At 35.5% G+C, this 24,795-nt stretch carries 28 protein-coding genes; 24 read left to right on the top strand and 4 right to left on the bottom strand.

Annotation, left to right across the window (positions count from 1 at the left end):
- The first annotated feature begins 29 nt into the window (after positions 1–29).
- Both AC4BB2_RS10735 and rpmA read left to right on the top strand, forming a co-directional pair.
- A complete protein-coding gene (locus AC4BB2_RS10735; protein WP_490472927.1) occupies positions 30–374 on the top strand; it encodes a ribosomal-processing cysteine protease Prp in 345 nt (114 codons plus the stop codon).
- 12 nt (positions 375–386) lie between these two features.
- Positions 387–677 (top strand): 50S ribosomal protein L27, encoded by a 291-nt coding sequence (gene rpmA / locus AC4BB2_RS10730; protein ID WP_069634418.1) that lies wholly within the window; start codon positions 387–389, stop codon positions 675–677.
- A gap of 546 nt (positions 678–1,223) precedes the next feature.
- Here the strand turns inward: rpmA and AC4BB2_RS10725 are convergent.
- Positions 1,224–1,697 carry a hypothetical protein gene (locus AC4BB2_RS10725; protein ID WP_490472926.1) on the bottom strand — a complete coding sequence of 158 codons (474 nt, stop codon included), beginning with the start codon at positions 1,695–1,697 and terminating at the stop codon, positions 1,224–1,226.
- 862 nt (positions 1,698–2,559) lie between these two features.
- Between AC4BB2_RS10725 and AC4BB2_RS10720 the strand changes: the two genes are divergently transcribed.
- The 3 genes from AC4BB2_RS10720 to AC4BB2_RS10710 all read left to right on the top strand — a co-directional run bounded on the left by AC4BB2_RS10720 (position 2,560) and on the right by AC4BB2_RS10710 (position 3,971).
- The gene (locus AC4BB2_RS10720) at positions 2,560–3,036 is read left to right on the top strand and encodes a DUF2798 domain-containing protein (protein ID WP_490472925.1); all 477 of its coding nucleotides are present in this window, start codon (positions 2,560–2,562) and stop codon (positions 3,034–3,036) included.
- Positions 3,037–3,189: 153 nt separating this feature from the next.
- Positions 3,190–3,594, top strand: coding sequence for a pyridoxamine 5'-phosphate oxidase family protein (locus AC4BB2_RS10715; RefSeq protein WP_490472924.1), 405 nt, complete (start codon positions 3,190–3,192; stop codon positions 3,592–3,594).
- A gap of 230 nt (positions 3,595–3,824) precedes the next feature.
- A complete protein-coding gene (locus tag AC4BB2_RS10710; protein WP_490472923.1) occupies positions 3,825–3,971 on the top strand; it encodes a hypothetical protein in 147 nt (48 codons plus the stop codon).
- Positions 3,972–4,041: 70 nt separating this feature from the next.
- Here the strand turns inward: AC4BB2_RS10710 and AC4BB2_RS10705 are convergent, their stop codons facing one another.
- The gene (locus tag AC4BB2_RS10705; protein WP_490472922.1) at positions 4,042–4,851 is read right to left on the bottom strand and encodes a metallophosphoesterase; all 810 of its coding nucleotides are present in this window, start codon (positions 4,849–4,851) and stop codon (positions 4,042–4,044) included.
- A gap of 175 nt (positions 4,852–5,026) precedes the next feature.
- Here AC4BB2_RS10705 and AC4BB2_RS10700 point away from each other — a divergent pair, with 175 nt between their 5' ends.
- From AC4BB2_RS10700 to recN, 10 genes are all read left to right on the top strand, one after another.
- Positions 5,027–6,091 carry a M24 family metallopeptidase gene (locus AC4BB2_RS10700; RefSeq protein WP_490472921.1) on the top strand — a complete coding sequence of 355 codons (1,065 nt, stop codon included), beginning with the start codon at positions 5,027–5,029 and terminating at the stop codon, positions 6,089–6,091.
- 494 nt (positions 6,092–6,585) lie between these two features.
- Positions 6,586–7,011 carry an Asp23/Gls24 family envelope stress response protein gene (locus AC4BB2_RS10695; protein ID WP_490472920.1) on the top strand — a complete coding sequence of 142 codons (426 nt, stop codon included), beginning with the start codon at positions 6,586–6,588 and terminating at the stop codon, positions 7,009–7,011.
- Entirely contained in the window at positions 7,004–7,453 is a 450-nt protein-coding gene (gene nusB, locus AC4BB2_RS10690; protein ID WP_071876619.1) for a transcription antitermination factor NusB, read from the top strand. Before AC4BB2_RS10695 ends, nusB begins: the two co-directional genes overlap by 8 nt.
- 122 nt (positions 7,454–7,575) lie before the next feature.
- Positions 7,576–8,421 (top strand): bifunctional methylenetetrahydrofolate dehydrogenase/methenyltetrahydrofolate cyclohydrolase, encoded by an 846-nt coding sequence (locus tag AC4BB2_RS10685; RefSeq protein WP_490472919.1) that lies wholly within the window; start codon positions 7,576–7,578, stop codon positions 8,419–8,421.
- A gap of 9 nt (positions 8,422–8,430) precedes the next feature.
- Complete coding sequence (gene xseA / locus AC4BB2_RS10680) at positions 8,431–9,774, top strand: exodeoxyribonuclease VII large subunit (protein WP_490472918.1); 1,344 nt, start codon at positions 8,431–8,433, stop codon at positions 9,772–9,774.
- A 4-nt stretch (positions 9,775–9,778) separates the two neighbouring features.
- On the top strand, positions 9,779–10,018 hold the full coding sequence (locus AC4BB2_RS10675; protein ID WP_490472917.1) for an exodeoxyribonuclease VII small subunit: 240 nt from the start codon (positions 9,779–9,781) through the stop codon (positions 10,016–10,018).
- Positions 10,018–10,908, top strand: coding sequence for a polyprenyl synthetase family protein (locus tag AC4BB2_RS10670; protein ID WP_490472916.1), 891 nt, complete (start codon positions 10,018–10,020; stop codon positions 10,906–10,908). Before AC4BB2_RS10675 ends, AC4BB2_RS10670 begins: the two co-directional genes overlap by 1 nt.
- 13 nt (positions 10,909–10,921) lie before the next feature.
- A complete protein-coding gene (locus AC4BB2_RS10665; protein WP_490472915.1) occupies positions 10,922–11,737 on the top strand; it encodes a TlyA family RNA methyltransferase in 816 nt (271 codons plus the stop codon).
- A gap of 168 nt (positions 11,738–11,905) precedes the next feature.
- Entirely contained in the window at positions 11,906–12,355 is a 450-nt protein-coding gene (locus tag AC4BB2_RS10660; protein WP_490472914.1) for an arginine repressor, read from the top strand.
- A 17-nt stretch (positions 12,356–12,372) separates the two neighbouring features.
- Positions 12,373–14,070, top strand: coding sequence for a DNA repair protein RecN (gene recN, locus AC4BB2_RS10655; protein ID WP_490472913.1), 1,698 nt, complete (start codon positions 12,373–12,375; stop codon positions 14,068–14,070).
- 74 nt (positions 14,071–14,144) lie between these two features.
- On the opposite strand, the gene AC4BB2_RS10650 is transcribed toward recN, so the two are convergent.
- Together AC4BB2_RS10650 and AC4BB2_RS10645 are read right to left on the bottom strand one after the other, a co-directional pair.
- Positions 14,145–14,258 carry a DUF4044 domain-containing protein gene (locus AC4BB2_RS10650; protein WP_086280105.1) on the bottom strand — a complete coding sequence of 38 codons (114 nt, stop codon included), beginning with the start codon at positions 14,256–14,258 and terminating at the stop codon, positions 14,145–14,147.
- A 70-nt stretch (positions 14,259–14,328) separates the two neighbouring features.
- Positions 14,329–15,285, bottom strand: a complete 957-nt coding sequence (locus tag AC4BB2_RS10645) for a magnesium transporter CorA family protein (protein WP_490472912.1) — start codon at positions 15,283–15,285, stop codon at positions 14,329–14,331.
- A 184-nt stretch (positions 15,286–15,469) separates the two neighbouring features.
- On the opposite strand from AC4BB2_RS10645, the gene AC4BB2_RS10640 reads away from it, so the two are divergent.
- The 9 genes from AC4BB2_RS10640 (at position 15,470) to AC4BB2_RS10600 (ending at position 24,648) form a co-directional block, all read left to right on the top strand.
- Complete coding sequence (locus AC4BB2_RS10640) at positions 15,470–15,841, top strand: DUF3397 domain-containing protein (protein ID WP_490472911.1); 372 nt, start codon at positions 15,470–15,472, stop codon at positions 15,839–15,841.
- 283 nt (positions 15,842–16,124) lie between these two features.
- Positions 16,125–16,556 carry a division/cell wall cluster transcriptional repressor MraZ gene (gene mraZ / locus AC4BB2_RS10635; protein ID WP_490472910.1) on the top strand — a complete coding sequence of 144 codons (432 nt, stop codon included), beginning with the start codon at positions 16,125–16,127 and terminating at the stop codon, positions 16,554–16,556.
- A 13-nt stretch (positions 16,557–16,569) separates the two neighbouring features.
- Positions 16,570–17,529 (top strand): 16S rRNA (cytosine(1402)-N(4))-methyltransferase RsmH, encoded by a 960-nt coding sequence (gene rsmH, locus AC4BB2_RS10630; RefSeq protein WP_490472909.1) that lies wholly within the window; start codon positions 16,570–16,572, stop codon positions 17,527–17,529.
- A gap of 16 nt (positions 17,530–17,545) precedes the next feature.
- Positions 17,546–17,947 (top strand): cell division protein FtsL, encoded by a 402-nt coding sequence (ftsL, locus tag AC4BB2_RS10625; protein ID WP_490472908.1) that lies wholly within the window; start codon positions 17,546–17,548, stop codon positions 17,945–17,947.
- Positions 17,948–19,828 (top strand): peptidoglycan D,D-transpeptidase FtsI family protein, encoded by a 1,881-nt coding sequence (locus tag AC4BB2_RS10620; protein WP_490472907.1) that lies wholly within the window; start codon positions 17,948–17,950, stop codon positions 19,826–19,828.
- A gap of 60 nt (positions 19,829–19,888) precedes the next feature.
- Positions 19,889–20,854, top strand: a complete 966-nt coding sequence (mraY, locus tag AC4BB2_RS10615) for a phospho-N-acetylmuramoyl-pentapeptide-transferase (protein ID WP_490472906.1) — start codon at positions 19,889–19,891, stop codon at positions 20,852–20,854.
- A gap of 269 nt (positions 20,855–21,123) precedes the next feature.
- Positions 21,124–22,494 (top strand): UDP-N-acetylmuramoyl-L-alanine--D-glutamate ligase, encoded by a 1,371-nt coding sequence (gene murD, locus AC4BB2_RS10610; protein WP_490472905.1) that lies wholly within the window; start codon positions 21,124–21,126, stop codon positions 22,492–22,494.
- A gap of 9 nt (positions 22,495–22,503) precedes the next feature.
- Positions 22,504–23,595 carry an undecaprenyldiphospho-muramoylpentapeptide beta-N-acetylglucosaminyltransferase gene (murG, locus tag AC4BB2_RS10605; RefSeq protein ID WP_490472904.1) on the top strand — a complete coding sequence of 364 codons (1,092 nt, stop codon included), beginning with the start codon at positions 22,504–22,506 and terminating at the stop codon, positions 23,593–23,595.
- Positions 23,596–23,655: 60 nt separating this feature from the next.
- The gene (locus AC4BB2_RS10600) at positions 23,656–24,648 is read left to right on the top strand and encodes a cell division protein FtsQ/DivIB (protein ID WP_490472903.1); all 993 of its coding nucleotides are present in this window, start codon (positions 23,656–23,658) and stop codon (positions 24,646–24,648) included.
- Positions 24,649–24,795 lie beyond the last annotated feature (147 nt).

Raw genomic sequence — 24,795 nt, 5'->3', positions numbered from 1 at the left:
TTAAGTTGCATAGGAAAGAAGGCCTATCAATGATTAAAAGTTCTTTTAAACGAAATGGCGCAGGTCAAATCGTTTCTTTTGAAGTCTCAGGGCATGCTGAAGCAGGTCCATATGGCAGTGATATCGTTTGTGCAGCGGTGTCTACTTTAACGATTAGCGCAGTCAATGGTATCGATGCGCTAGCTGGTTTTGAACCGATTGTCGAAACCAACGAAGATGAAGGTGGTTACCTTTATGTTGAAGTGATTTCTAATGCCAATCAGGAACAAACCAACATTGCCCAAATTCTCTTGGAAAACCTTTTATTAGGTCTACAAGCAGTCGAGCAAGAAAATCTTGAATTTATTCAAGTCAAAACCATAAACGAAAAATAGGAGGTGCAGACTATGTTATTAAACATGAATTTACAATTATTCGCCCACAAAAAAGGTGGAGGTTCTACTTCCAACGGACGTGATTCAGAATCTAAACGCTTAGGCGCTAAAAGTGCTGATGGACAAACTGTAACTGGTGGATCAATTTTATACCGTCAACGCGGAACTAAAATTTACCCAGGTGCTAACGTAGGTATTGGCGGCGACGACACTTTATTTGCTAAAGTAGACGGTGTAGTACGTTTCGAACGTAAAGGCCGTGACAAAAAACAAGTGTCTGTTTACCCAGCAGTAGCTCAATAATAATTAAAAAAATTGCTCTAATCCTTGTCAAATAGGGATTAGAGTTTTTTTATTTTATTTAATTTTCGACTGACCTTGAACAGCTAAAAATTTGCAAACGTTGATAAAAATCTATCTAGTAAATTGCGTTTAGAATTACTAGGTATTTTAAATTGGTTAGTCGAAAGTTACCTAGAGGGGGAATACCGCCTGAAGCGATTCGAAAAGCAAGATGATTAGCACAAATCGCTGTTTCGTTTATTGAGGAAATGTCGGTAAAGTAAAAATGATGGATGTTTTGATGCAGGACTACCAAAAGGATGGCCGGATTTGTTCGGATGGCGTGCTGTAGATAGAAAAAATATTTTTCGTTGACGTTAAGAACGAAAAAGGAAAACTTCAAGAGGAACAAATCTGGTTCGGCGAATTTCTAAAATTACAGCTCGCCCTATACGGCTTAGTGCGATCAGTTGAAGATGCACTAAAAATAGTTAAAAAGATTGAACTGAATGAATAAACCAAAGTTTAGAGCGGGGCGGAATAAAAAAAGATAGCCTGAAAGGCTATCTAAAATAGGTTTCCATTTGCATCGGTTGTATATACATCACCTTGAGGCGATACGCGGAAAAAACCTAAGGTACCTGATCCGCCTTGACTAGAAATACTTTTACTATAAGCTTTGAACAAAAAGTCGGTATCAATCATTTGCCAAAAGATTAAGCTAGTATCTTCATTGTTTGTTTCAGGATACGTTTCTAATATTCGTTGCAGAGCTTGTTCCTGTGACATTTCAGGAATCGTTGTACTACTTTGTGACTCTTCAGATAATCCAACAATCTGTTCCTCGGATGAAACAGAGCTTAAAGGTATCTGAGTTTCTGAAGTTGATGTAGAAAGTGTAGACTCAGATGTTTTTAGTATAGATGATGTGGTTGTATTAGAGCTTGAGCTACTGTTTGAAACAGATTTTTCATTTTTTGAATTACAAGCAGTAAGCAATAATAATGAAGATAGTAATAAAGTAAAAGCTATTTTTTTCATAATACTTCCCTCCCTAGATAATTATATCACAAGTATCCCAAAGGAGAATAAAAGAAAAAGAAATTAAAACAAGAGACAATTGCACATAATCTGGAAGAAAAATTATACTGCGGGAATTGTAGAAAAATTGGATATAAAACGCAATAATTGTGCTGTTAAATAGGGAATTCGTGATTCGTAATGTTAGAGAGTAACTGTTGGCGATTATTGTTAAAGAAGGCTGATAAATCACCTGTAACCGTAAATAATTTAACTAGTGAGAAGTTATGTGCAGTTAAGCTAAAGGATTTAAAGCAAATACAAAGGGAGCGACAACTCAAATCATCACTATCAACCCAACAACAAATAACCAAAGAGCAAATTTTAGTCAAATTAGCCGAGGAGTTGCCTATCTCGATGTTTGAGCTGACTGTTAATCGTATTGTCACAGGTTCGAATCCTGTTATTTTAGTTGTAACCTAGGAAGTGCCATGTGGAGGTAACGGACAGGTGCGGGGATGGGGCTGTCGTGTAGATTTCTTTAAATTTATACTCAGTCTCTCAATAATAATTGAACTGATCGACTCTATCCATTGGCTATCAAAGGATGGAGATTTTTTTCAGATGAATCGATGCTTGAATGCGGTCTTAAATCCAGATTTGTAAAAAGTGAGCAAGTTAAATTTTGTTCATATGTTAAAAGTAATTTCTGAATAGCAACTAAGTTTACCTTGAAAAGTAAATTATGAACCAAGTAGGAGTAGTTAGTAATTATTTTGCTCAAACTTATCTCATTAGAAACTAATTTGAAAAATTTAACTTACGAGAAATTTTTTTTTATGATAGCATAAACTCTGCTACAAAAATTAAAGGAGAGTGTCTTATGCCGCAAAATAAAAAAGAAGGTCTATTTTTCACAACAATTGTCTGTTTTTCTATGGTGTTTTCTATGAGTGCTTATAATCTCTTATTACATGGACAATTTTCATTAAGCAATCTATTCGGAGGTCTGGTGCCTGGATTCGTAGTTGCTTTTTTACTTGATACATTAGTTGTTGCGACAACTGCAAAAAAAATCGCTTTTTCCTTACCTGTGAATAAAGAGAAAAAAATCCAAATGATTATTGCTGTTTCTAGCTGTATGGTTTTAGGAATGGTCTTTTTCATGTCAATGTACGGAGTTATTATTCAATTTGGTTTTACGGGAAATTTTTTGAATTATTACATTGATGGGTTTATCAAAAATCTTATTATGGCATTGCCGTTGCAACTGTTGTTAGTAGGTCCGATTTGCAGAGTGATTTTAAGTAAGAGTCGCCAAAGCAATTGGTTAAGAGAGGATGTTTCTGTAAAAGACTAGATAATTTAAGACGAGATCTGGAAATCTAACAATAGGTTTCCAGATCTTTTCTTTTGCTATTTAGATTGGATTTAAATGAAAATAGTATAAATTTTTAAAAAATATAAAAAATTGTTATAATTAATGTAATCTTGATTATGGGGGCTTTCTACAATGGAAATACATGATCGTATTGTTAGATTATTAAATTCAAGCAAGGTCTTTTTGATTTCAACAATTGATAAACGTGATTTTCCGACGGTCATCGCAGTTTCTGAACCTTTATGGAGAGAAGGATTATTAAAATTGCAGTTTTATTTGGATGGAAATGGTGAAACAGTTAAAAATATTCAATGTAATCCTAATGGATCTATCTGTTGTTACGAGGAAATTGAAAATGAGAGCTTGCTTTTGAAGGGGAAATTTAAGGTTGAACCGATTGAATCTTTAGAAATAATCGAGCCCAAATTATCAGTTTACCAAAAAGAACTAAATCATAAAGAGCCTGTGATGGTTACTTTTGAAACTTGGACAGCTAGAATACATATGGATAAAAAAACGAAAGACATTATTGTTTAAAAAAAGTAAGCATTGTATTGAAGATTTAGCAAAGCGAGTAGATACAAAATCATTACGATAAAGGAGTGGGGACGAGAAACAAGAATCTCTGCTCTTTTATTTTTTCTTAATAAGAGTTCACAATTTATTCGAACATTTTTATGTTTCAGTTAAGCTTTTTTCGGTATAGTTAATTCATCGCTAATTTGCAAACACTGACAGATTAGCTTAAAAGGAAAGGAGAGATGGTGATGTACGCTGTAAAAGTATTACATGGATATATTGGTAAAGACGGACAACGTACAAGGGATAAAAAACGTGTTCTAATCTTTCCGAATAAAAATTATGCAGAAAAATTCGCTGATAAAATAGGCGGACGAGTCAAAGAACTTGGATAAATTGATAAATTAACAGGAAACGACTACCCCAAAAATTTATATTTTTGGGGTAGTCGTTTATAGTATAAATCTAAACATAAATATCAAAAACAGCAATTTCCGGAGGAACCCTAAAACGTACAGGGATTTTTGTTGTACCTAATCCTGTATTGACGTATAACGTTGTATCATTAGCCAAATTATAGAAGCCTTCAGAATATTTTTCAGCCATAGTATTTTTAATTGTAAAAAATGGGAGTTTGACTTGACCACCATGACTATGACCAGACAAGATTAGTTGAACATTTTGATCAACTGCTTCATCAGCTTTGTCAGGTTCATGGCTTAGTAAAATTGTGTAGTCGCTTTGGCGCTCAGCTAGTGAATCAGTAACAGAAGAATTTCCCAGTAAAGAATCATCTAAGCCTGCTATGTAAATAGATTTTCCGTTAGGCAGCGAAACATTGGTACCAGAGTTTTCCAACAGTTGAAAATCAGCAGCGGCTAGTATTTCTGGATAAACACGAATAGCAGCTCCGCCATAATCATGATTGCCCCATACCGCATATTTTCCTAAAGGGGCAGTTAAACGGCTTAAAGCAGCAGTTACTTCTTCATCAGGTCCGTATTCAGCATAGTTATCAAATAAATCACCTGTAAACAAAATGATATCTGGTTTTTCATTATTTACTTTTGTCACGATTTTTTCTAATTGAGCTACGGGGTATTTTTCTTGGATATGAATGTCTGAAATTTGAACGACTTTGACTGGTTTTTGTCCTTCGTTATTTCCTATAGTGTAGTTATGTGTGACAATTCTTTTTGGCTCTATAAAGAAGGCATAAAGAATCATACCGATGATTGCTAAGAATGATAGGTAGACAAAGTATCTTTTTTTCATTAGTGACCTCGCTTTCAATGCTTACTATAATTGAAATAGATTAAAAAAAGGTAAAATGTCTTCTATAATTGTAAAAACTTTAGAATAATTTAGAGGTTGCGCGTCTTCGGTGTTTTTCAAAATCAATATTTGTTATAATAGAGAAGAACTTAATTAGGAAAGAAGGACGAATAAAATGATGGTAAGAGTAAATAAGTTACGAGAGTTAATGAAAAAAAATGATCTTTCAGGTTTTCTGATTACAAGTCCATACAATTTACGTTATTTAACAAATTTTACTGGAACAACTGGATTAGCAGTTATTACTTTAGATAAAGCTTTTTTTGTAACAGATTTTCGTTATACAGAACAAGCTGCAGAACAAGCGCAAGGCTTTGAAATTATTCAAAATGCAGGACCAATTTTCGATGAAGTGGTGACTATTGCAGAAAAACAACAATTAAGTAACTTGGCTTTTGAAGAAACGTTTGTAAGTTTTGCGGAGTATAGTTTGTTAGAAGAAATCACCCCATGTGACTTGGTTCCGGTTGCAGGACTAATCGAAGAATTACGTGAAGTGAAAGATGAAGAAGAGATTGCAATTATTGAAAAAGCTTGTAGTATTGCAGATCTTGGGTTTAAACACATTCTAACAGTAATCAAACCTGGCATGACTGAAATTGAAATTGCGAACCAATTAGATTTTTACATGCGTTCTTTAGGTGCAACGAGCGTGTCCTTTGAAACGATCGTAGCCAGTGGAGTCCGTTCAGCGATGCCTCATGGTGTTGCAAGTGAAAAAGTTATTGAAAAAGGTGACTTGATTACCTTGGATTTTGGTTGTTATTATCAAGGTTATGTTTCAGACATGACTCGAACATTTGCGATTGGTGAGCCTAACAGTAAACTTAAAGACATTTATCAAATCGTTTTAGAAGCACAATTAAAAGTATTAGATGAAGCGAAACCAGGCTTAACAGGGATTCAACTGGACGCCATTGCTCGTGATCACATTGCTTCTTACGGATATGGGGAAGCCTTTGGGCACAGCACAGGTCATGGAATCGGCCTTGAGATTCATGAAGGACCAAATGTTTCCTTTAGAGCAGACAAACAATTTGTTCCTGGAAATGTCATTACTGATGAACCTGGAATCTATCTGCCAGGTCTTGGCGGTGTCAGAATCGAAGACGACTTATTGATTACCAAAGAAGGAAATCGAGTATTGACTCAGTCTCCCAAAGAGTTGATTATATTATAAATTGTTATAAATGATGAGAGGCAAAAAAATGATTGTCAAAAAAGAAATGGTGAATCGCTTTGATGTATGACTGTTTTCAAAGAATAAACTGTTTTAGACTCACTTTCTCTTAGTTTTTTTGGTAGCGAAATGATCGAATTAATGATAAACTAAAGATGATTGTAAACATGGATAGGTAAGTAAACAGAAGCTTTGAAAATAAAAAAGTTTCCTGTGTACTGTTTCTAGCTATATGGGCTAACTCTTCGGAAAAAAGATAAAATCCGATTGTGACGAAAAGCGTTACTCTCAGATTTTCCTATTTTTTAGTCGAGACAGAATGAGTCCGCTACGCTTTTAATTTGAAATACAGTGAATGAAATGAACTGATGTTGAAAAGCAGAAAGTGTAGCCAAGCGGAACGTTGTTACTTATGTGTTATCTAGCTTCGCGGGCTAGTTTTTCGAGAAAAAGCTGAATGAGCCCACTACGCTTTTATTATAAGGAGGATTAAAATGACTGAAGAAAACAATCTAGTAATCAATACAAAAGATTCTCTAGGCGAAATCGTTATTGCACCGGAAGTAATTGAAGTCATTATTGGTATTGCAGCATCTAAAGTAGACGGCGTATACGGTATGCGTGGAACTTTTGCTAATAATGTAACAGAATTTCTTGGGCGTGCTGCTCACGGTAAAGGTATTTATTTAAGAGCAGAAGAAGAGGGCTTGAAAGTCGATATTTACTGTTACTTAAATTATGGTATCTCAGTACCTAAAGTAGCCTTGGAAATGCAAGATCGTGTAAAACAGCAAGTATTATTTATGACAGATATCGATTTAGTGGAAGTGAATGTTCATGTAGTAGCAGTAGTACCAGAAAAACTGCCTGAACCAGATTTTGATGAATTATTCCCGGAAGATGAGGGAGAAAATGAGTAAGCCAAGTTTCACTCGTCACGAGATTCGTGAAAAGGCGCTTCAAGCGTTATTTCCTTTAGATTTTAATGTTGACTTAACAAAACAAGATGCGATTTCTTATGCATTAGAGTTAGATAATCAAGAAATCATTAGTGAAGATGGGGAAGAATTTGTCCCAACATACTTAGATTTATTGGTAGGCGGCGTTTGTGATCGAAAAGCAGAACTAGACGAGATTATCAAAAAACATTTAGGTAACAACTGGTCGATCACACGTATTGCTAAAATGGATCTGATTATTTTACGTATGGCTATTTTTGAAATGCTTTATGTTGGGGATGTCCCGAATACAGTTGCTTTAGATGAAGCGATTGAGTTAGCAAAAAAATATAGCGATGACCGTTCTAGAAAGTTTGTTAATGGTGTTTTGGCTAATGTGATGAAAGATATTGATTCAAAGTAGAAAATACTTTTAATCTTTTTTGATTATATATTTATAGAAGAAATGATAAAAGATTATAGAGTGTCAAGACTAGCTGACTTATGCTAAAATAAAAGAATATAACGAAAATGAGGAGTGATCTTATGGGAGAGTTAATCAACGGTCGTGAACTAGCAGATAACATGCAGGCGCAAATCAAGGCAGAAGTACAAGAACTTGAAAAAAAAGGCATTCGTCCAGGTTTAGTTGTTTTATTAGTTGGTGAAAATCAGGCAAGTCAAACATATGTAAAAAACAAAGACATTGCAGCAGCTAAAATCGGTATTCGCTCAAAAATTGAACGTTTACCTGAAACAATCTCTGAAGCGGAATTACTTACCGTGATTGAACAATACAATCAAGATCCAGATTATCATGGCATATTAGTTCAACTGCCGCTACCAAAACACATCGATGAAGAAAAAGTGTTGTTAGCAGTTGATCCTAAAAAAGATGTTGATGGTTTCCATCCAATGAATATGGGGCATTTATTTATTGGAGAGCCTACAATGATTCCTTGTACGCCATATGGCATTATGAAAATGTTTGAAGCCTATAATATTGATTTACAAGGCAAACGTGCGGTGGTGATTGGACGAAGCAATATCGTTGGAAAACCAATGGCACAATTGATGATGATGAAAAATGCGACTGTGACGATCGCTCACTCAAAAACGGTTGACTTGCCAGCAGTGGCCAGAGAAGCGGATATTTTAGTGGTCGCGATTGGTCGTGGTCATTTTGTGACCAAAGAATTTGTTAAACCTGGTGCGGTTGTAATCGATGTTGGTATGAATCGTGACGAAAATGGTAAACTGATTGGCGATGTAAAATTCGATGAAGTTTCTGAAATCGCAAGTTTTATCACACCTGTGCCAAAAGGTGTGGGGCCAATGACAATCACGATGTTGATGTACCAAACGGTGGAAGCCGCTAAAAAGCAAAAGTAAGGTGAGAAGATGGAGCAGCAATATTTAACAGTAACTGCCTTAACAAAATATTTAAAACGTAAATTTGATGCTGACCCATACTTAGAACGGGTTTATTTAACTGGTGAAATGTCCAACTTTCGTTTGCGTCCTAATGCCCATCAATACTTTAGTTTAAAAGACGATGGTGCAAAAATTTCAGCAATTATGTTTAAATCAGCCTTTCAAAAGTTGAAATTTCAACCAAAAGAAGGAATGAAAGTCTTGGTAGTGGGTCGTATTTCATTATATGAAAGCGGCGGGTCTTATCAGATTTATGTGGAGCATATGGAACCAGATGGTGTTGGCGCACTGTACCAAGCTTTAGCGGAATTGCGTGAAAAGTTGGGAAATGAAGGGTTATTTGAAGGACCAAAAAAAATATTGCCAAGATATCCTAAACGAATTGCAGTGGTTACAAGTCCTAGTGGAGCGGTCATCCGAGATATCATTACGACAGTAAAAAGAAGATATCCAATTGCACAGCTTGTTTTATTTCCTACTTTAGTACAAGGAGATCAAGCGGCAGATGATATTGTTCGCAATATTCAACGCATTGAAGAGTTAGGAAACTTTGACACGATGATTATTGGTCGTGGAGGCGGTTCGATCGAAGATCTGTGGCCGTTCAATGAAGAACGTGTCGCTAGAGCGATTTATCAAGCAAAAACGCCAGTTATTTCTTCTGTTGGACATGAGACGGATGTGACAATTGCCGATATGGTTGCTGATGTAAGAGCAGCTACACCAACTGCAGCGGCAGAATTAGCTGTACCGGTTTTGAATGAAGAATTGTTAAAAATCAAGGAGAGACAAACTCGTTTAGAGCAGAGCTTTCTCTACCAATTACAGCAAAAAAATGATCGCTATCTGCGCTTGAAAAACTCTTACGTCTTTAAGCAACCGGATCGTTTATATGAAGGTCAAACAATCAAGTTAGATCGAATCACTCAGCGTTTGATTCAGTCGATGGAAACTGTTTATCATCAAAAACAACGAACAGCACAAGAAATTATTGCCCAATTTAGGCAACAAACACCTCAAGGTCAAATCAGAGAAGGACAGCAGCAACTAACGTTTTTAAACAAAACACTTCATGATCGCATGGAGCAGTACATGAAAGATAAACAAAAACAATTTACTTCTGCTGTTCAACAACTGGATTTGTTAAGTCCACTAAAAATAATGGGACGAGGATATAGTTATACAACCAAAGATCAACAAGTAGTAAAGTCAGTTAACGAATTAAAACCTAAAGAAAAAATTCAAATCCATTATGTGGATGGTGTAGTAGATACGATAATCGATCATGTATCACCAATTGAAGAGGAGTAAAAAGATGGCCAAAGAAAAAGTAGTCGAAAAAACATTTGAAGAATCATTAACTGAATTAGAAGAAATCGTCCAACGATTAGAACGTGGAGATGTTCCTTTAGAAGAAGCGCTAGCAGCTTTTCAAGAAGGAATGGTTTTAAGCAAGCAATGCCAAGATACATTGGAAAAAGCTGAAAAGACATTGACAAAAGTCATGACAGAAAATAACGAAGAGGTTGCTTTTGAAGAAAGTGAGGCCAATTGATGAAAGATTTCAATGATTTTCGTAAGCAAAGTTTACCGCTTATTGAAAAAGAAATGGAAGATTTTATCAATGGATATACAGCAAACGATCAATTAAAAAAAGCCATGATATATTCGATCCATGCTGGAGGCAAAAGGTTTCGACCGCTTTTAGTTTTAGCAACGATTCGCTCATTTGGAAAAATGCCCGAAGCTCATGATTATCAAGTGGCGGCAGCATTAGAAATGATCCACACATATTCATTGATTCATGATGATTTGCCAGCGATGGATGACGATGATTTACGTCGCGGTAAGCCGACAAACCATAAAGTATTTGGTGAAGCTCATGCAATTTTGGCAGGAGATGGTCTGCTTACGGCGGCTTTTCAACTATTAGCAATTAGCCAAATTCAGTTGGATCAAAAAGTATTATTGATTCAATTGTTAAGTAAAGCTTCTGGCACACAAGGAATGGTGGCAGGGCAAGCGGGTGATTTGCAAGGGGAAAACCAATCGCTTTCACTAACTGAATTAGCGGATGTTCATGAAAAGAAAACAGGAGCCTTGATTGAGTTCGCTCTTTTAGCTGGTGGAATTTTAGCGGAGCAGCCGGAAGAAGTCGTTGAGTTATTAGGGATTTTTGCTAGACATTTAGGTTTGGCGTTTCAAATCAAGGATGACTTACTGGATGCAACAAGTTCTGAAGAAGAGCTGGGCAAGCAAGTTGGACGAGATGAAGCTTTAAATAAAAGTACCTATCCAAGTTTACTGGGCTTAGAAGGTGCAAAGCAAGCGTTGGAAGAACAGTTAACATTTGGGACTCGTACATTAGAAAAAATCAAACAAACAAGTAGTGAATTTCATGAAGAACTATTGCAAGAATTAGTAGAACAATTGAGATTAGGATAGGAAGAAGGCACTTATGAAAAAAGAACGCGTTGATATTTTAGCGTTTACTCAAGGATTATTTGAAACAAGAGAAAAAGCCAAGCGAGCAGTGATGGCAGGCCTAGTTTACAATGACAAGAATGAACGATTGGATAAGCCTGGTGAAAAAATAGCTATTGAGACACCACTCCATGTAAAAGGGCAAACTTTGGCCTATGTATCCCGTGGCGGGTTGAAATTAGAGAAAGCTCTAGATGTTTTTCAATTAGATGTAACAGATAAGACGATGTTGGATATTGGTGCATCGACTGGTGGATTTACCGATGTGGCTTTGCAAAATGGAGCTCGTTTAAGCTACGCGTTAGATGTTGGATACAATCAGTTAGCGTGGAAAATCCGGCAAGATGAGCGAGTAGTTGTGATGGAACGTACGAATTTCCGTTACAGTGCACCAGAGGATTTTCATGAAGGCGTGCCAGATATTGCGACGATTGATGTCTCGTTTATCTCTCTTAAATTAATTTTACCGCCGTTACACAAGATACTAAAACAAGGTGGTAAAGTGGTTGCTTTGATTAAACCTCAATTTGAAGCGGGGAAAGAGTTAGTTGGTAAAAAAGGAATCGTTCGTGAACCAGAAACACACAAGTTAGTATTAACGGATATTCTTTCATTTGCTCAAGAACATGGATATTCAGTCAGTGGATTGGACTATTCACCCATTACAGGTGGAGAAGGAAATATCGAATTTTTGGCTTATCTAACTTCAGTAGAAGAAGCAGAGATTAAAGACCTTTCAAATGAAATCACAGATGTTGTAGATGCAGCTCACAAGAAGTTAAAAGGCTAATTCGTCAAACAAATACCTAATTTTTTTCTTATAAATCCGATCACCATAACTAAGACTGGAAAAGAACGCCTAGCGTTTTAGTTCAGTCTTATTTTTTATCCTTTCAAAATGCATAAAAATACGCTATGATAAAAATAGAAATGAACCGAAAAAGGAGTACATTATCTTATGAGGAAAAAAGATCGGCACCGTCTGATTACTCGTTTATTAGCTGATAAAAATATTCAAAAACAAGAAGACTTTGTGACCTATCTTCAAGAAAAAGGGATCGAAGTAACACAAGCGACGATTTCTCGTGATATTAAAGAAATGAAATTAATCAAAGTGCCTTCAATCGACGGCGGTTATCGTTACAGTATTCCAGCAGAAACAAAAGAAGATACATCTGCAAAATTAGAAAAATTAATGAAAGATGCATTTGTTTCAGTTGACCAGATGGAAAAGCATGTTATTTTGCGTACTATACCAGGGAATGCTGCTGCTGCATCTAATTTAATAGAGAAACACTACAAAGAAATCGTATTCGCGGCAATCAATGATGATGACAGTGTATTGATTATTGCCCGAACTGAAAAAAATGCTGAATTTCTAAAAAGTGAACTGTTCCGATATTTATAAAATCGAGGTGGATAAACATGCTTCAAGAACTTTCCGTAAAGAATTTTGCGATCATTTCCTCTTTACAAATAGAGTTTCAAATGGGAATGACCGTTTTAACAGGAGAAACAGGTGCTGGTAAATCAATTATTATAGATGCAATGGGACTTTTAACAGGTGGAAGAGGATCGAGTGATTACATTCGTCAAGGCGCGTCGAAATGTACATTGGAAGGTCTGTTTACGATGCCTAAAAATCAAGAGTTGTTTAACTTGTTAGAAGAATTAGGAATTGAAATGGATGAAGAATCCATCGTCATTCAAAGAGATATATCAACTTCTGGAAAAAATGTTTGCCGTGTGAATGGACGAATCATCAATATTGCGAATTTACGAAAAGTAGGAGAATTTCTAGTTGATATCCACGGTCAAAATGAGCATCAAGAATTAATGCAAAGTGAAAAGCACTTAGGTATGTTAGATGATTTTGGCGGCAAAGAGCTATTCAAGATAAAAGAGCAGTATGAAGGAATTTACTCTGAATATCGTATCATTGAAAAGAAAGTTAGAAATCGTCAAAAGAATGAAAAAGAATTCGCACAGCGTATGGATATGTTGCAGTTTCAAAGTGATGAAATTGCTGCTGCTGAACTGGTTTTAGGGGAAGAAGAACAATTGATGGAAGAGCGGAATAAGCTTGGGAATTTCCAAAAAATTGCGGATGCATTAGCTGCAAGTTATGAAGCTATCAACGGAGAAGGTGATAGTAGCTTAGATAAAATCGGCTATGCAATGAATGAACTGTTATCTATAGAAACACTTGATCCAGAATACAAAGCTCTATCAGATGCAGTTCAAAACAGTTACTACCTATTACAAGAAGCTAGTGGGGATTTGTCACGACATATTGATGGCTTAGAACTCGATGAAAATCGCTTGAACGAAGTTGAAACAAGACTGGAACTTATTCGTCAGATGAAAAGAAAGTATGGCGAATCGATTGAATCCATTCTTGATTACTACCAAGAAATCACACGTGAATTGGCGGATGCAGATTTTCTAGAAGGAAAAACTAGCCAGTTAGAAACATTATTAGTTGAAAAGAAGAACCAAGTTTTTGAAATAGGTTTGAAATTGCGGGATATTAGGAAAAAAATTGCAAAAAAACTCGAAAAAAATATTTTACGAGAACTGAAAGAACTTTATATGGAGAGAACGGTATTTGACATTCGTTTTACAGAATTATCAGAAGAACAATTTACAGAAGAAGGATTGGAGCAAGTTGAGTTTTATATTACAACGAATCCGGGAGAGCCGCTAAAACCTTTGGTAAGAGTGGCTTCTGGCGGAGAACTTTCTCGTGTGATGTTAGCATTGAAAACAATTTTTTCTAAATCACAAGGAATCACTAGTATTGTTTTTGACGAAGTTGATACAGGCGTTAGCGGTCGCGTTGCCCAAGCGATTGCTGATAAAATCTATCAGATATCTGAAAACTCTCAAGTACTATGCATCACTCATCTACCTCAAGTTGCAGCAGTGGCAGATTATCAATATTTTATCGAAAAAGAAATTATTGGTGAACGGACAGAAACCAAGGTTAGAAGATTGAAACAGAATGAACGGGTAGCAGAAATTGCGCGTATGCTTTCAGGAAGTGAAATTACTAAGTTGACGACTGAGCATGCAGAAGAATTATTGAAGATGGCGGGTAAAGAACGGGACGATGTAAGATAAAAGCTAATCAAAAATGGAGAAGACTGATGGCAATATACGCCATTCGTCTTCTCCATAAATGTTTATTTAGTTGATTATCTTAAACTCATTATAGCAGTCAATATTGTTGAGCCCGCAATGGCGATTAGCATCAACCAAACAACGATTTTAGTGACTTTGGAAAAAGTACTTGTCTTCTTATCGTTCATTGATTCTACACATCCTTATTATGTACTTCCTATAGTTTACATCCTTTTACTAGAATCGGCAACTAAAATTTTACAAAAGGTTCCGTTTTTTTAGTCTTCGAATGACGTAGATACATGTTGCCGTCGTGACAACAAATATCCACCAAAAGGCATCAGCTCTGTTGGCAAATGGTAACTTTACATTCATTCCGAAGATACCGCCGATGATTGTAGGGATTGTTAGAACGATCGTTAAAGAAGTCAATATCTTCATTACGTTATTTAGATTGTTAGAAACGATTGCGGAAAATGTGTCACTGACTTTATCTACTAGCTTTAACTGGATGTTCGTAGTCGTTGCTGCTTGTTTCGTTTCCACAAGAATATCATGAAGATGAGGAAGGTGCGCCCTTGGATCTCTAAAAATTCTAGCGTTGTAAAGCATGTTTAAAACTTCTAAATTAGAAGCGATGGCAAAGTCAAAATAAACTAAACTTTTTTGAATATCCATCATTTGATAAAGTTGACTATTTTCAGTTGAGACTTGTAATTCTCCTTCTAGTTTATTCGTTTGTTTGATCAACTCTTTTAAAAAGCGGTTATAAGTCGTTGAAATTTGCCAAGATAGATATAAAATCAAGGTCTCTTGAATGGGTAACTTGCTATCTGGAATTGGCTGAGTAAAAATTTGTTTTAAAAAATCAGCCGAATTGTTGATAACTGTGATTACTTTTCCGTCTGTTGTCAAAATGATTGCAAAAGGAAAGGTGTTTAATTGAGTATATCCGCTGGGACTGATTGTTGCATGAGGATATTGAAGCAACATCAGTGCAGGTTTGTCTAATGTATTTTGATGCAGCCCTTCAAATCGAGAATTTTCGTTGTCATCGAGTACACCTGTGATATAATCTTTAGGAAGTTCATAGTCTTGAACTAATTGATTAATCTCTTCTTCTGTGGGCTTTTCCACATTAAGCCAAACTGCATCAGATACAGCTGTTTGGGAAGAAGTAAAATGCCCATTTTCTATTTTAAAATAAGTAATCAAAATGCCACCTCGTTTTTTTTAAGAATCTCTTCATGTCCATTATAATAGATGAGAGCAGATTTTGGGAATAAAACTCTTGTCATTTGGTATTATTTAGGCATGAACTTTTAAAGGAAATGAAACATCAGTGTAAAGTAAATGAAGTATAGTTAATTAAGTGTGTTACGAAAGGAATTGTTAATAAATGGTGTCGTTTTCAGTCATTATGCTTTTTTGGTATGTTTTTCCAGTAGTTGTCTTATTTGCGTGTAATTTCATTATTTCAACGTTCTCATTAACAGAACGTTTTAAAGTAAAAGCACCGGATATCTCAATTCCATTTTTATTTATAGGATTAAACGAATTATCAAAAGATAGTTACGGTCAATCAATTGTTCCGTACATGGTCATCTCAGTTTTATTGTTAGGGATCTGCGTAGCTGTTTTTCAAGCGTATTATTATGGCGAGATTCTGTATGGTAGATATTTTAAGATGTTCTGGCGGTTAGTTTTTCTATTTAGTCTAGTTTTATATGGTGTACTTATTTTGTTGAATATTCTTCATTACTTTTCATAAAATTGAAATTTGAGAAGGGAAAGGAATCGTACCACTTTCCCCCACCAAATTTATTTGTAATATTTTTATGAGAAAATAAAAATAAAAAAAAGTATAAAAATCCATTTAAAAACCGATTAAATAGGTATTGATATCGCTTTTTTTTTAAAAGAATAGCATTTTGAAATATTACAAAATTTTTAAATAACCATTAAATAAAGCAAGATTCACCGTTTTTGGTGGTAGAAAGTGGTAGGATGTGGTAGACTGTTTCTATCAAGTGGAAAAGTGGGGTAAATTGGCTATGTTTATGGGTGAATTTCAACATAATATAGATGCCAAAGGCCGACTCATCGTACCAGCTAAATTTCGAGATCAATTAGGTGAGAAGTTTGTGGTTACTAGAGGGATGGATGGCTGTTTATTTGGTTATCCAATGTCCGAATGGGAACAACTAGAGGAAAAGTTAAAAGAAATGCCTCTAGCTAAGAAGGATGCCCGTACATTTGTCCGCTTTTTTTATTCGGCAGCTACAGAGTGTGAGATTGATAAACAAGGCAGGATAAATATTCCTGCTGCATTGAGAACACACGGTAGTATAGAAAAAGCTTGTGTAATCATCGGGGTTTCAAATCGAATCGAGATTTGGGATGAAGCACGTTGGCAAGAATTTTCTACAGAAGCTGAAGAGAATTTTGATGAGATTGCAGAAACAATGATTGATTTTGGTTTTTAGAAAGAGGAGCATTATGACGAAAGACTTTCAGCATTATACTGTTTTACTAAAAGAAACAGTTGACGGCTTACATGTGAAAGAAGACGGCATCTATGTCGATTGCACATTAGGTGGTGCAGGTCATAGTGAGTACTTACTCTCGCAACTAGGCGAACAAGGACACTTATACGCGTTCGACCAAGACCAAAAAGCATTGGATTTTGCGGCTCAACGATTAAAAAAATATGTTGATCAAGGCATGGTAACCTTTATTAAGTCAAATTTCCGATACCTTAAACAAGAATTAGCGAAACATGAAATTTATCATGTGGATGGAATTTTATACGACTTAGGTGTTTCTTCGCCTCAACTAGATGAAGCAGAGCGAGGGTTCAGCTATCATCAAGATGCACCGTTAGACATGCGGATGGATCAACAAGCGGAATTATCTGCTTATGATGTAGTTAACAATTATAGTTATCATGAATTAGTGAAGATATTCTTTCGTTACGGCGAAGAAAAATTTTCTAAACAAGTAGCCAGAGAGATTGAACGTGTGCGTGCTAAAGCACCGATTGAAACAACTGGTGAATTAGTAGAAATTATTAAAACAGCAATACCAGCGCCAGCTAGACGCAAAGGCGGACATCCAGCAAAACGAATTTTTCAAGCTATTCGCATTGCTGTAAATGATGAATTAGGTGTTGTGGAAGAATCATTAGAACAAGCAATTGCTTTACTCAATAAGAATGGTCGAATCAGTGTGATTACCTTTCACTCGTTAGAAGACCGAATTGTGAAAAGCATGTTTAAAGAATATAGTACAATGCAGGATTTACCACCAGGACTTCCAATGGTGCCTGAAGAATTTCAACCAGAGTTAAAAGTAATTACAAGAAAGCCAATTTTACCAGGTGAGACTGAATTGGCTGAGAATAATCGCTCGCGAAGTGCTAAATTAAGAATTGCCGAAAAAGTTAAACTAATTATATAGAGGAAGGGGTAAGGACATGGCTGAATTAAAAAAAGTGGATGATTTTCAATACGATGTTCCGTTAATGGATGAACCATTCACAGAGCCAATAAATGAACCTAAAGTTCAAAAAAATGTGAACCTACCCCAATCTCCGAAAAGGAAGCTGAGAAATATCTCACTTTTAGAAAAGACAATCGGCTTTTTATTGTTAGTAGCGATTATTGGAATAGCAGTTCTCACCATTCAAGTACGTACGTCCATTACACAAATGACTAATGAAATCACTGAAACGCAAGCAACGATCCAAGAGAAAGAAGAATCAGCTTTGAAATTAGAACAACAAAAAAATGAATTATCCAAAGCAGACCGGATTAAGGATGTTGCGAAAAACAAAGGCCTTTCAGATAACCTTGATAATATAAGGAAAGTGAAATAAATGAGTATAAAAACTAAAATAAAGAATTTTGTCAAAAAGAAGAACTTAAACCCAATGAACAATCGTAAAAAAGTAGGCATTATTTTATTTGCTACGAGTATTGGATTGTTCTTTTTGTTTGCGTTTAGATTAACGTACATAGTAGCTGTAGGAAAAGTGGCAGGTGTCTCTTTACCAGAAAAAACTGCTAATCTTTATCAGGGAAGCAGTGTTGTCAAGGCAAAAAGAGGAGCTATTTTAGATCGCAACGGAGATGTAATTGCAGAAGATGCGACTTCTTATTCTGTTTATGCAATTTTGTCTGAGACTTATTTAGGTGAAGAAAATAAAAAGCTTTATGCCCAGAAAAAAGATTTTTCATTATTAGCAGAAATTTTAGATAGAAATACTGAACTCACTAAAGATGAAGCATTACGCTTTTTAAATAGTGGTGTGAATGAAGACGGATCTGTGAAGTTTCAAGTTGAGTTTGGTTCTAAAGGGAAAAATATTACGTTAGAAACCAGACAAAAAATTGAGAACGAATTAAAACAAAATAAAGTTTCAGGTTTATATTTTGAAGGTCATCCAGCTAGAATTTATCCGAATGGCGTATTTGCTTCTCATTTTATCGGTTATACAGGTTCTGCTGATGCAGAGGATGATTCCAAAGGTTTAATTGGTAAGATGGGCTTAGAAAAATCTTATAATGATATTTTGAGTGGAAAAGACGGTAAAGTTGATTATAAAAAAGATGTATATGGAAATCCATTGCCTGGAACGGTTGCTAGTGAGAAGAAGGCTGTTGATGGTAAAGATATCTATACAACAATAGATAATCGCATTCAAAGTCGATTAGAATCATTGTTAGATCCAGTTATGGAAGAATTTAAACCAGAAGATATGACTGCTATGCTGATGAAGGCAAAGACGGGTGAAATTTTAGCTATGTCTCAACGCCCTTCTTTCAATCCTGAAACTAAAGAAGGTTTAGGAAAAGATACCGTATGGCGTAATATTTTAGTAGAAGATAAATTCGAACCAGGTTCTACTATGAAGCTCTTTACCTCGGCCGCAGCAATGCAAGAAGGCAAGTTTAATCCTAATCAAACCTTTGTTTATCCAGCTGGCGGATATAAGTTAGATGATAGAACAGTAAATGATCACGACTTTGGTGCTGTTGGTCCATTAACGTTCCGTCAAGCTATTTCTTGGTCAAGTAATGTGGGGATGCTTACGTTAGAACAAGCAATGGATCCTACAGGGGAAGTTTGGAAAAGTTATTTAGAGAAGTTCGGTTTTGGAAAATCGACAAATTCAGGTTTAGCAGGGGAATCTGCTGGAGAATTGCCTAGTAATAACTGGGTCGATTTAGCAATGTCATCTTTTGGTCAAGCAGTCTCTGTAACGAATTTCCAAATGATGCAGGCTTATACAGCAATAGCTAACGATGGTTCCATGATCAAGCCTCAATACATTAGTAAAATCGTTGATAAAGATACTGGTGAAGAAAAAGTAACAAAACCAGAAAAAGTAGGACAACCAGTCATAACGCCTCAAGCTGCGAGTGATATTCGCACATATATGATTGATACGGTAGAAGATCCAAATTATGGTATTGCTCACGGTGTTTACTCAGTCCCAGGTTATCATGTCGGGGTTAAAACAGGAACAGCGCAAATAACTGGGGAAAATGGTTATATGGAAGGCTTGACAGATTATACCTATTCAGTAGTAGAATTTGTGCCAGCCGACAATCCAGAATATATTCTATATCTTACAATGAAAAAACCTCAGACATACACGAGAGATGCACTTGGAAAAATCGCAAATCCGTTGATGCAAGTGGTAATGGATTCGATGGACAGTGATTCAACTGCTACAGTAAATCCAGCTAAATAAAGCGTTAAAAAATGAATGATAAAGTAACTCAATGCGAGTTGAATAATTAGGAGAGATATCATGGAGTGGACACAAATTTTTATTCCTATAGTATGTAGTTTTGCTATAACGGTGGCAGTGATGCCAATGTTTATTGGTTATTTTCAAATGAAAAAACAAGGTCAAACAACACGTGAAGATGGTCCGACTTGGCATAACGTAAAAACTGGTACGCCAACAATGGGCGGGTTAGTCTTTTTAGTTGCAAGTTTCATCACCGCGGTATTAGTGGGATTATGGAAACAAGAGCTTACTCCGTCTCTACTGATTATTTTATTTATCCTAGTACTATATGGATTGTTAGGTTTTTTAGATGATTTTATCAAAGTATTTAAAAAAAGAAATATGGGGTTAAATTCCCGCCAAAAATTAGTTGGACAAATTATTGGGGGATTAGTTTTTTATTTTGTTTATCGATCTGAAGGTTTACCAGATTCATTAGATTTGTTTGGTCTAGTTTCGTTGCCTTTAGGTGTTTTTTATGGCGTATTTGTTATTTTTTGGTTAGTTGGATTTTCAAATGCTGTAAATCTAACTGACGGTATTGATGGATTAGTTGCAGGTTTAGGAACTATTTCATTTGCGACATATGCAATCATTGCTTGGAAACAACAACAATTTGATGTCGTTATTGTTTGTTTGAGCGTGATTGGTGGTTTATTAGGATTCTTTCCTTACAATAAAAAACCAGCAAAGATTTTCATGGGAGATGTTGGTTCACTTGCTTTAGGTGGTTTATTGGCAGCTATATCTATTATATTGCGTCAAGAATGGACCTTGCTTTTGATTGGGCTTGTTTATGTGTGTGAAACGGCGAGCGTCATTTTACAAGTTGCTTCATTTAAATTATTTGGAAAACGAATTTTTAAAATGTCACCGATTCATCATCACTTTGAAATGTGTGGTTGGTCGGAATGGAAAATCGATATTGTTTTTTGGTTAACAGGTGCCATTTGTTCAGGTATTACACTGTGGATTATTTTTTAAATTGTTATACACTTTAGCATCAAGAAGCAGCTCTTAGGAAAGTAGGTAATTTTGAAATGGAATAAAGAGATATTCCACATCAAAATTCCTAACTTTCTACAGAGTTATATACTTCTTTCAGCTTTTCAGTATGATCCAGCATCAAGAAGCAGCTCTTAGGAAAGTAGATAATTTTGAAATGGAATAAAGAAACATTCCACATCAAAATCCCTAACTTTCTACAGAGCTATACGCTTCTTTCAGCTTTTCTAAGATAAGGGGAAATTATAATGAAGAAAATTACAAATTATGAAAACAAAAAAGTCCTTGTTCTTGGACTAGCTAAAAGTGGTGTTAGTGCTGCGAAGTTGCTACATGAACTAGGTGCATTAGTAACAGTTAATGACTTTAAACAATTTGATCAAAACCCGGAAGCCCAAGATTTATTAACCTTGGGTATTCGTGTTGTTACAGGTGGACATCCAATTGAACTTTTAGACGAAGACTTTTCTCTGATTGTTAAAAATCCAGGAATACCTTACACTAATCCTTTAGTAGAAAAGGCTCTAAGCATGAATTTACCTGTGATTACTGAAGTTGAATTAGCTTATCAAATTGCAGAGTGTCCGATTATTGGAATTACTGGAACAAATGGCAAAACAACAACAACAACAATGATCGGACTTTTACTAAATGCTGATCGTAAAACTGGAACTGCTCGATTAGCTGGAAATATTGGATATCCAGCCAGTGAAGTAGCTGAAGAAGCAAGTTCAGTCGATGATATTGTTATGGAACTATCAAGTTTTCAATTGATGGGAATCCAAACATTTCAGCCTCAAATAGCTGTAATCACAAATATTTATGAGGCGCATTTAGATTATCATGGTTCGAGAGAAGAATATGTAAAAGCCAAATGGGCAATACAAAGTAATATGCAAGAAAATGAATTTCTTATATTAAATTGGAATCAACAAGAATTACAAGAATTAAGCAAAACAACGAAAGCAGCAATTATTCCATTTTCAACAAAAGAAAAAGTCGCAGGAGCATATCTTGCAGATGGAAAAATATACTATAAAGACGAATACATCATGTTGGCAACAGAATTAGGTGTTCCAGGTAGTCATAATATTGAGAATGCCTTAGCTGCAATTTGTGTAGCTAAATTAAAAAATGTTGCAACAGATGTGATTAGACAAACACTGATGATTTTTAGCGGGGTACCGCATCGGACGCAATATGTAGGTGAAATAGCTGAACGTAAATTTTATAATGATTCAAAGGCAACAAACATATTAGCAACTGAGATGGCACTTAGCGGTTTTGATCACTCGTCACTTATTTTATTAGCTGGCGGTTTAGACAGAGGAAATAGCTTTGATGAATTAATTCCTTCATTAAAAGGAATTAAGGCAATTGTTCTTTTTGGTGAAACAAAAGAGAAACTGCACAAAGCAGCACGTGAAGCAGGCATAAAAACAATTAAGTTAACTGAAAATGTCCAAACTGCTGTAGGTGATGCCTATGATTTTTCTGAAAAAAATGATACTATTCTATTATCGCCTGCCTGTGCAAGCTGGGATCAATATCCTAATTTTGAACTGCGGGGAGAGGCGTTTATTGAAGCGATGCACCAGCTAAAAGACATAGAAAAGTGAGAATAAAATATGAAAATACTAATAACCGGCGGCGGAACAGGTGGACACATTTATCCAGCCTTGGCCTTTGTGAACTACGTAAAACAGGTAGATCCAGATACAGAATTTATGTATGTGGGAACGCAAACGGGTCTAGAAAGTCAAATTGTTCCGAAATACAACATTCCGTTTAAAACAATTAAAATTCAAGGATTTCGTCGTTCACTAAGCCCTCAGAATATTAAAACAGTTTACCTTTTTTTAAGCAGTATTGGAAAAGCTAAAAAAATAATTAAAGATTTTCAACCAGATGTTGTTATTGGAACAGGCGGTTATGTATCAGGTTCGGTTGTATATGCAGCCAAGCAATTGAAAATACCAACGATTGTTCATGAACAAAATAGCATACCTGGAATTACAAACAAATTTTTAAGTAAGTATGCAACGAAGGTAGCAATTTGTTTTCCAGATGTTGCTGAGTATTTCCCAAAAGAAAAAGTTGTTTTGACAGGAAATCCAAGAGCTCAAGAAGTAGTAGCCATTGAAAAGACAGATGTTCTAAAAGAATATGGTTTAGATCCTAATAAAAAAACTGTAATTATTTTCGGTGGAAGTCGTGGTGCACTGAAAATCAATCAGGCTTTTGTAGAAGCATTACCTCTCTTTGAACAAAGAGAGTATCAAGTTCTTTATGCATCCGGTGAACGATACTATAAAGAATTACAAGAAAAATTAAATCTTACCGAAAAAAAATTGACAAATGTAAGTATTCAGCCTTATATTGATAAAATGGCAGAAGTTTTAGCAGCGGCGGATCTAATGGTAGGTCGGGCTGGAGCAACATCTATCGCAGAGTTTACAGCATTGGGTTTACCAGCTATTTTAATACCAAGTCCTTACGTTACAAATGATCATCAAACAAAGAATGCTCAAAGTTTAGTCAAATCAGGCGCTGTTGAAATGATTAGTGACCAAGAGCTTACGGGGATTAAATTGGTAACGGAAGTTGATAATATCTTATTAGATGAGGAACGTCATAGAATGATGGCAGAGGCCTCTAAAAAAGAAGGTATTCCAGATGCTGGTGAACGACTATATAAAGTGGTTAAAGAGATTACTTGATGGGGGGTGTGAAAGATTAGTAAGAAAAAAGACGATCCAAAGAAAAAAGACGAGAAAGAGTTGGATTCAACTGAAGAGTTAGAAGAACAGGAATTGACCCCTTGGCAAAAAGAAAATCTAGAGTATTTAAAAACACAAGGCGATCAGCCAGGATGGAATCCTTCTGTATTATCTAACGAAGAGAAGCAAGAAAAAGTTGAAGAAAATATCGAAGCCGAAACAGAAGAAACTTCTTCAGAAAATCAAGAATCAGAAGAAATACCAAAGAAAACTTACGAATCTTTTGCAGACCGCTTACCCAATATAAAAAAAGTGCGAAATAAACGTTTATACCGTCGCTTAACTCTTATTGTATCAATCTTTATGATAGCGATTGTGATTGTGTTATATTTTGTTTCTCCATTAAGTAAGCTAGGTACTGTTAGCGTAACAGGAAATAAATCTGTAGATAGCCAAAAGATCATTGCTCAGTCAAAGTTAGAGCGCGGAGTGAGTCTATGGGAGCAATTTGGAGATAGAAAAATCTATCAAGAAAAAATTGAACGCCAATTACCACGCGTGAAAAAAGCAACGATTTCATTAAGCGGCATTAATTCATTCAATATCAAAATTGATGAGTATAAAGTAGTTGCTTTAGAATCAATAAATAATGTTTATCATCCTATTTTAGAAAATGGAAAAATTTTACCCGAAGAAATGAACGCACCTATAAGCGGTATGCCGGTTTTCCAAAATTTTAAGGATCAGTCAATAATTAAAAACTTAATGAATTCTTATAACAAACTTCCTGAGGATTTGAAGCAAAATATCTCAGAAATTCGTTATGCACCATCTAATGCAAATAAAGAATTAATCAATCTTCACATGAAAGATGCGAATGAAGTCATTGTAAATATCTCCCAGTTAGAGGAGAAAATGGCGTATTACGGGAAAGTAGCAAGTCAAATGGATAAGCCTGGAATCATTGATATGGAAGTTGGGATTTTCTCATATCCTTTTAATAATGAAGTTACTGAGGAAAGTGTAGGAGAATCTTCACAGCCGTTAGAATGAGGAGAATAAAAATAAAAGAATAAAATAATAGAATCTGCTTTCTAAAAAGCCTATGTTTATGGTAAAATTGAAAGAAGTGAGTATTCATAAAAAAATACATATGAAAATGGGCATTTCTTGTCTGTTTACATATTGGAATTAATAGGA

The sequence above is a fragment of the Enterococcus sp. AAFC-DPL-5146 genome (genome assembly GCF_058216635.1).
The sequence above is the reverse complement of the archived record's forward strand: the minus strand, read 5'-3'. Positions and strand labels throughout refer to the sequence as shown.

Coding starts and splice junctions, on each gene's coding strand:
- AC4BB2_RS10685 (WP_490472919.1), top strand. CDS start 7,576: ATGGGAGAGTTAATCAACGGTCGTGAACTAGCAGATAACATGCAGGCG.
- AC4BB2_RS10710 (WP_490472923.1), top strand. CDS start 3,825: ATGTACGCTGTAAAAGTATTACATGGATATATTGGTAAAGACGGACAA.
- AC4BB2_RS10725 (WP_490472926.1), bottom strand. CDS start 1,697: ATGAAAAAAATAGCTTTTACTTTATTACTATCTTCATTATTATTGCTT.
- AC4BB2_RS10660 (WP_490472914.1), top strand. CDS start 11,906: ATGAGGAAAAAAGATCGGCACCGTCTGATTACTCGTTTATTAGCTGAT.
- murG (WP_490472904.1), top strand. CDS start 22,504: ATGAAAATACTAATAACCGGCGGCGGAACAGGTGGACACATTTATCCA.
- recN (WP_490472913.1), top strand. CDS start 12,373: ATGCTTCAAGAACTTTCCGTAAAGAATTTTGCGATCATTTCCTCTTTA.
- xseA (WP_490472918.1), top strand. CDS start 8,431: ATGGAGCAGCAATATTTAACAGTAACTGCCTTAACAAAATATTTAAAA.
- AC4BB2_RS10675 (WP_490472917.1), top strand. CDS start 9,779: ATGGCCAAAGAAAAAGTAGTCGAAAAAACATTTGAAGAATCATTAACT.
- AC4BB2_RS10670 (WP_490472916.1), top strand. CDS start 10,018: ATGAAAGATTTCAATGATTTTCGTAAGCAAAGTTTACCGCTTATTGAA.
- ftsL (WP_490472908.1), top strand. CDS start 17,546: ATGGCTGAATTAAAAAAAGTGGATGATTTTCAATACGATGTTCCGTTA.
- rpmA (WP_069634418.1), top strand. CDS start 387: ATGTTATTAAACATGAATTTACAATTATTCGCCCACAAAAAAGGTGGA.
- AC4BB2_RS10715 (WP_490472924.1), top strand. CDS start 3,190: ATGGAAATACATGATCGTATTGTTAGATTATTAAATTCAAGCAAGGTC.
- AC4BB2_RS10665 (WP_490472915.1), top strand. CDS start 10,922: ATGAAAAAAGAACGCGTTGATATTTTAGCGTTTACTCAAGGATTATTT.
- murD (WP_490472905.1), top strand. CDS start 21,124: ATGAAGAAAATTACAAATTATGAAAACAAAAAAGTCCTTGTTCTTGGA.
- AC4BB2_RS10720 (WP_490472925.1), top strand. CDS start 2,560: ATGCCGCAAAATAAAAAAGAAGGTCTATTTTTCACAACAATTGTCTGT.
- AC4BB2_RS10695 (WP_490472920.1), top strand. CDS start 6,586: ATGACTGAAGAAAACAATCTAGTAATCAATACAAAAGATTCTCTAGGC.
- mraZ (WP_490472910.1), top strand. CDS start 16,125: ATGTTTATGGGTGAATTTCAACATAATATAGATGCCAAAGGCCGACTC.
- AC4BB2_RS10640 (WP_490472911.1), top strand. CDS start 15,470: ATGGTGTCGTTTTCAGTCATTATGCTTTTTTGGTATGTTTTTCCAGTA.
- AC4BB2_RS10705 (WP_490472922.1), bottom strand. CDS start 4,851: ATGAAAAAAAGATACTTTGTCTACCTATCATTCTTAGCAATCATCGGT.
- mraY (WP_490472906.1), top strand. CDS start 19,889: ATGGAGTGGACACAAATTTTTATTCCTATAGTATGTAGTTTTGCTATA.
- AC4BB2_RS10620 (WP_490472907.1), top strand. CDS start 17,948: ATGAGTATAAAAACTAAAATAAAGAATTTTGTCAAAAAGAAGAACTTA.
- AC4BB2_RS10735 (WP_490472927.1), top strand. CDS start 30: ATGATTAAAAGTTCTTTTAAACGAAATGGCGCAGGTCAAATCGTTTCT.
- AC4BB2_RS10700 (WP_490472921.1), top strand. CDS start 5,027: ATGATGGTAAGAGTAAATAAGTTACGAGAGTTAATGAAAAAAAATGAT.
- AC4BB2_RS10650 (WP_086280105.1), bottom strand. CDS start 14,258: ATGAACGATAAGAAGACAAGTACTTTTTCCAAAGTCACTAAAATCGTT.
- rsmH (WP_490472909.1), top strand. CDS start 16,570: ATGACGAAAGACTTTCAGCATTATACTGTTTTACTAAAAGAAACAGTT.
- nusB (WP_071876619.1), top strand. CDS start 7,004: ATGAGTAAGCCAAGTTTCACTCGTCACGAGATTCGTGAAAAGGCGCTT.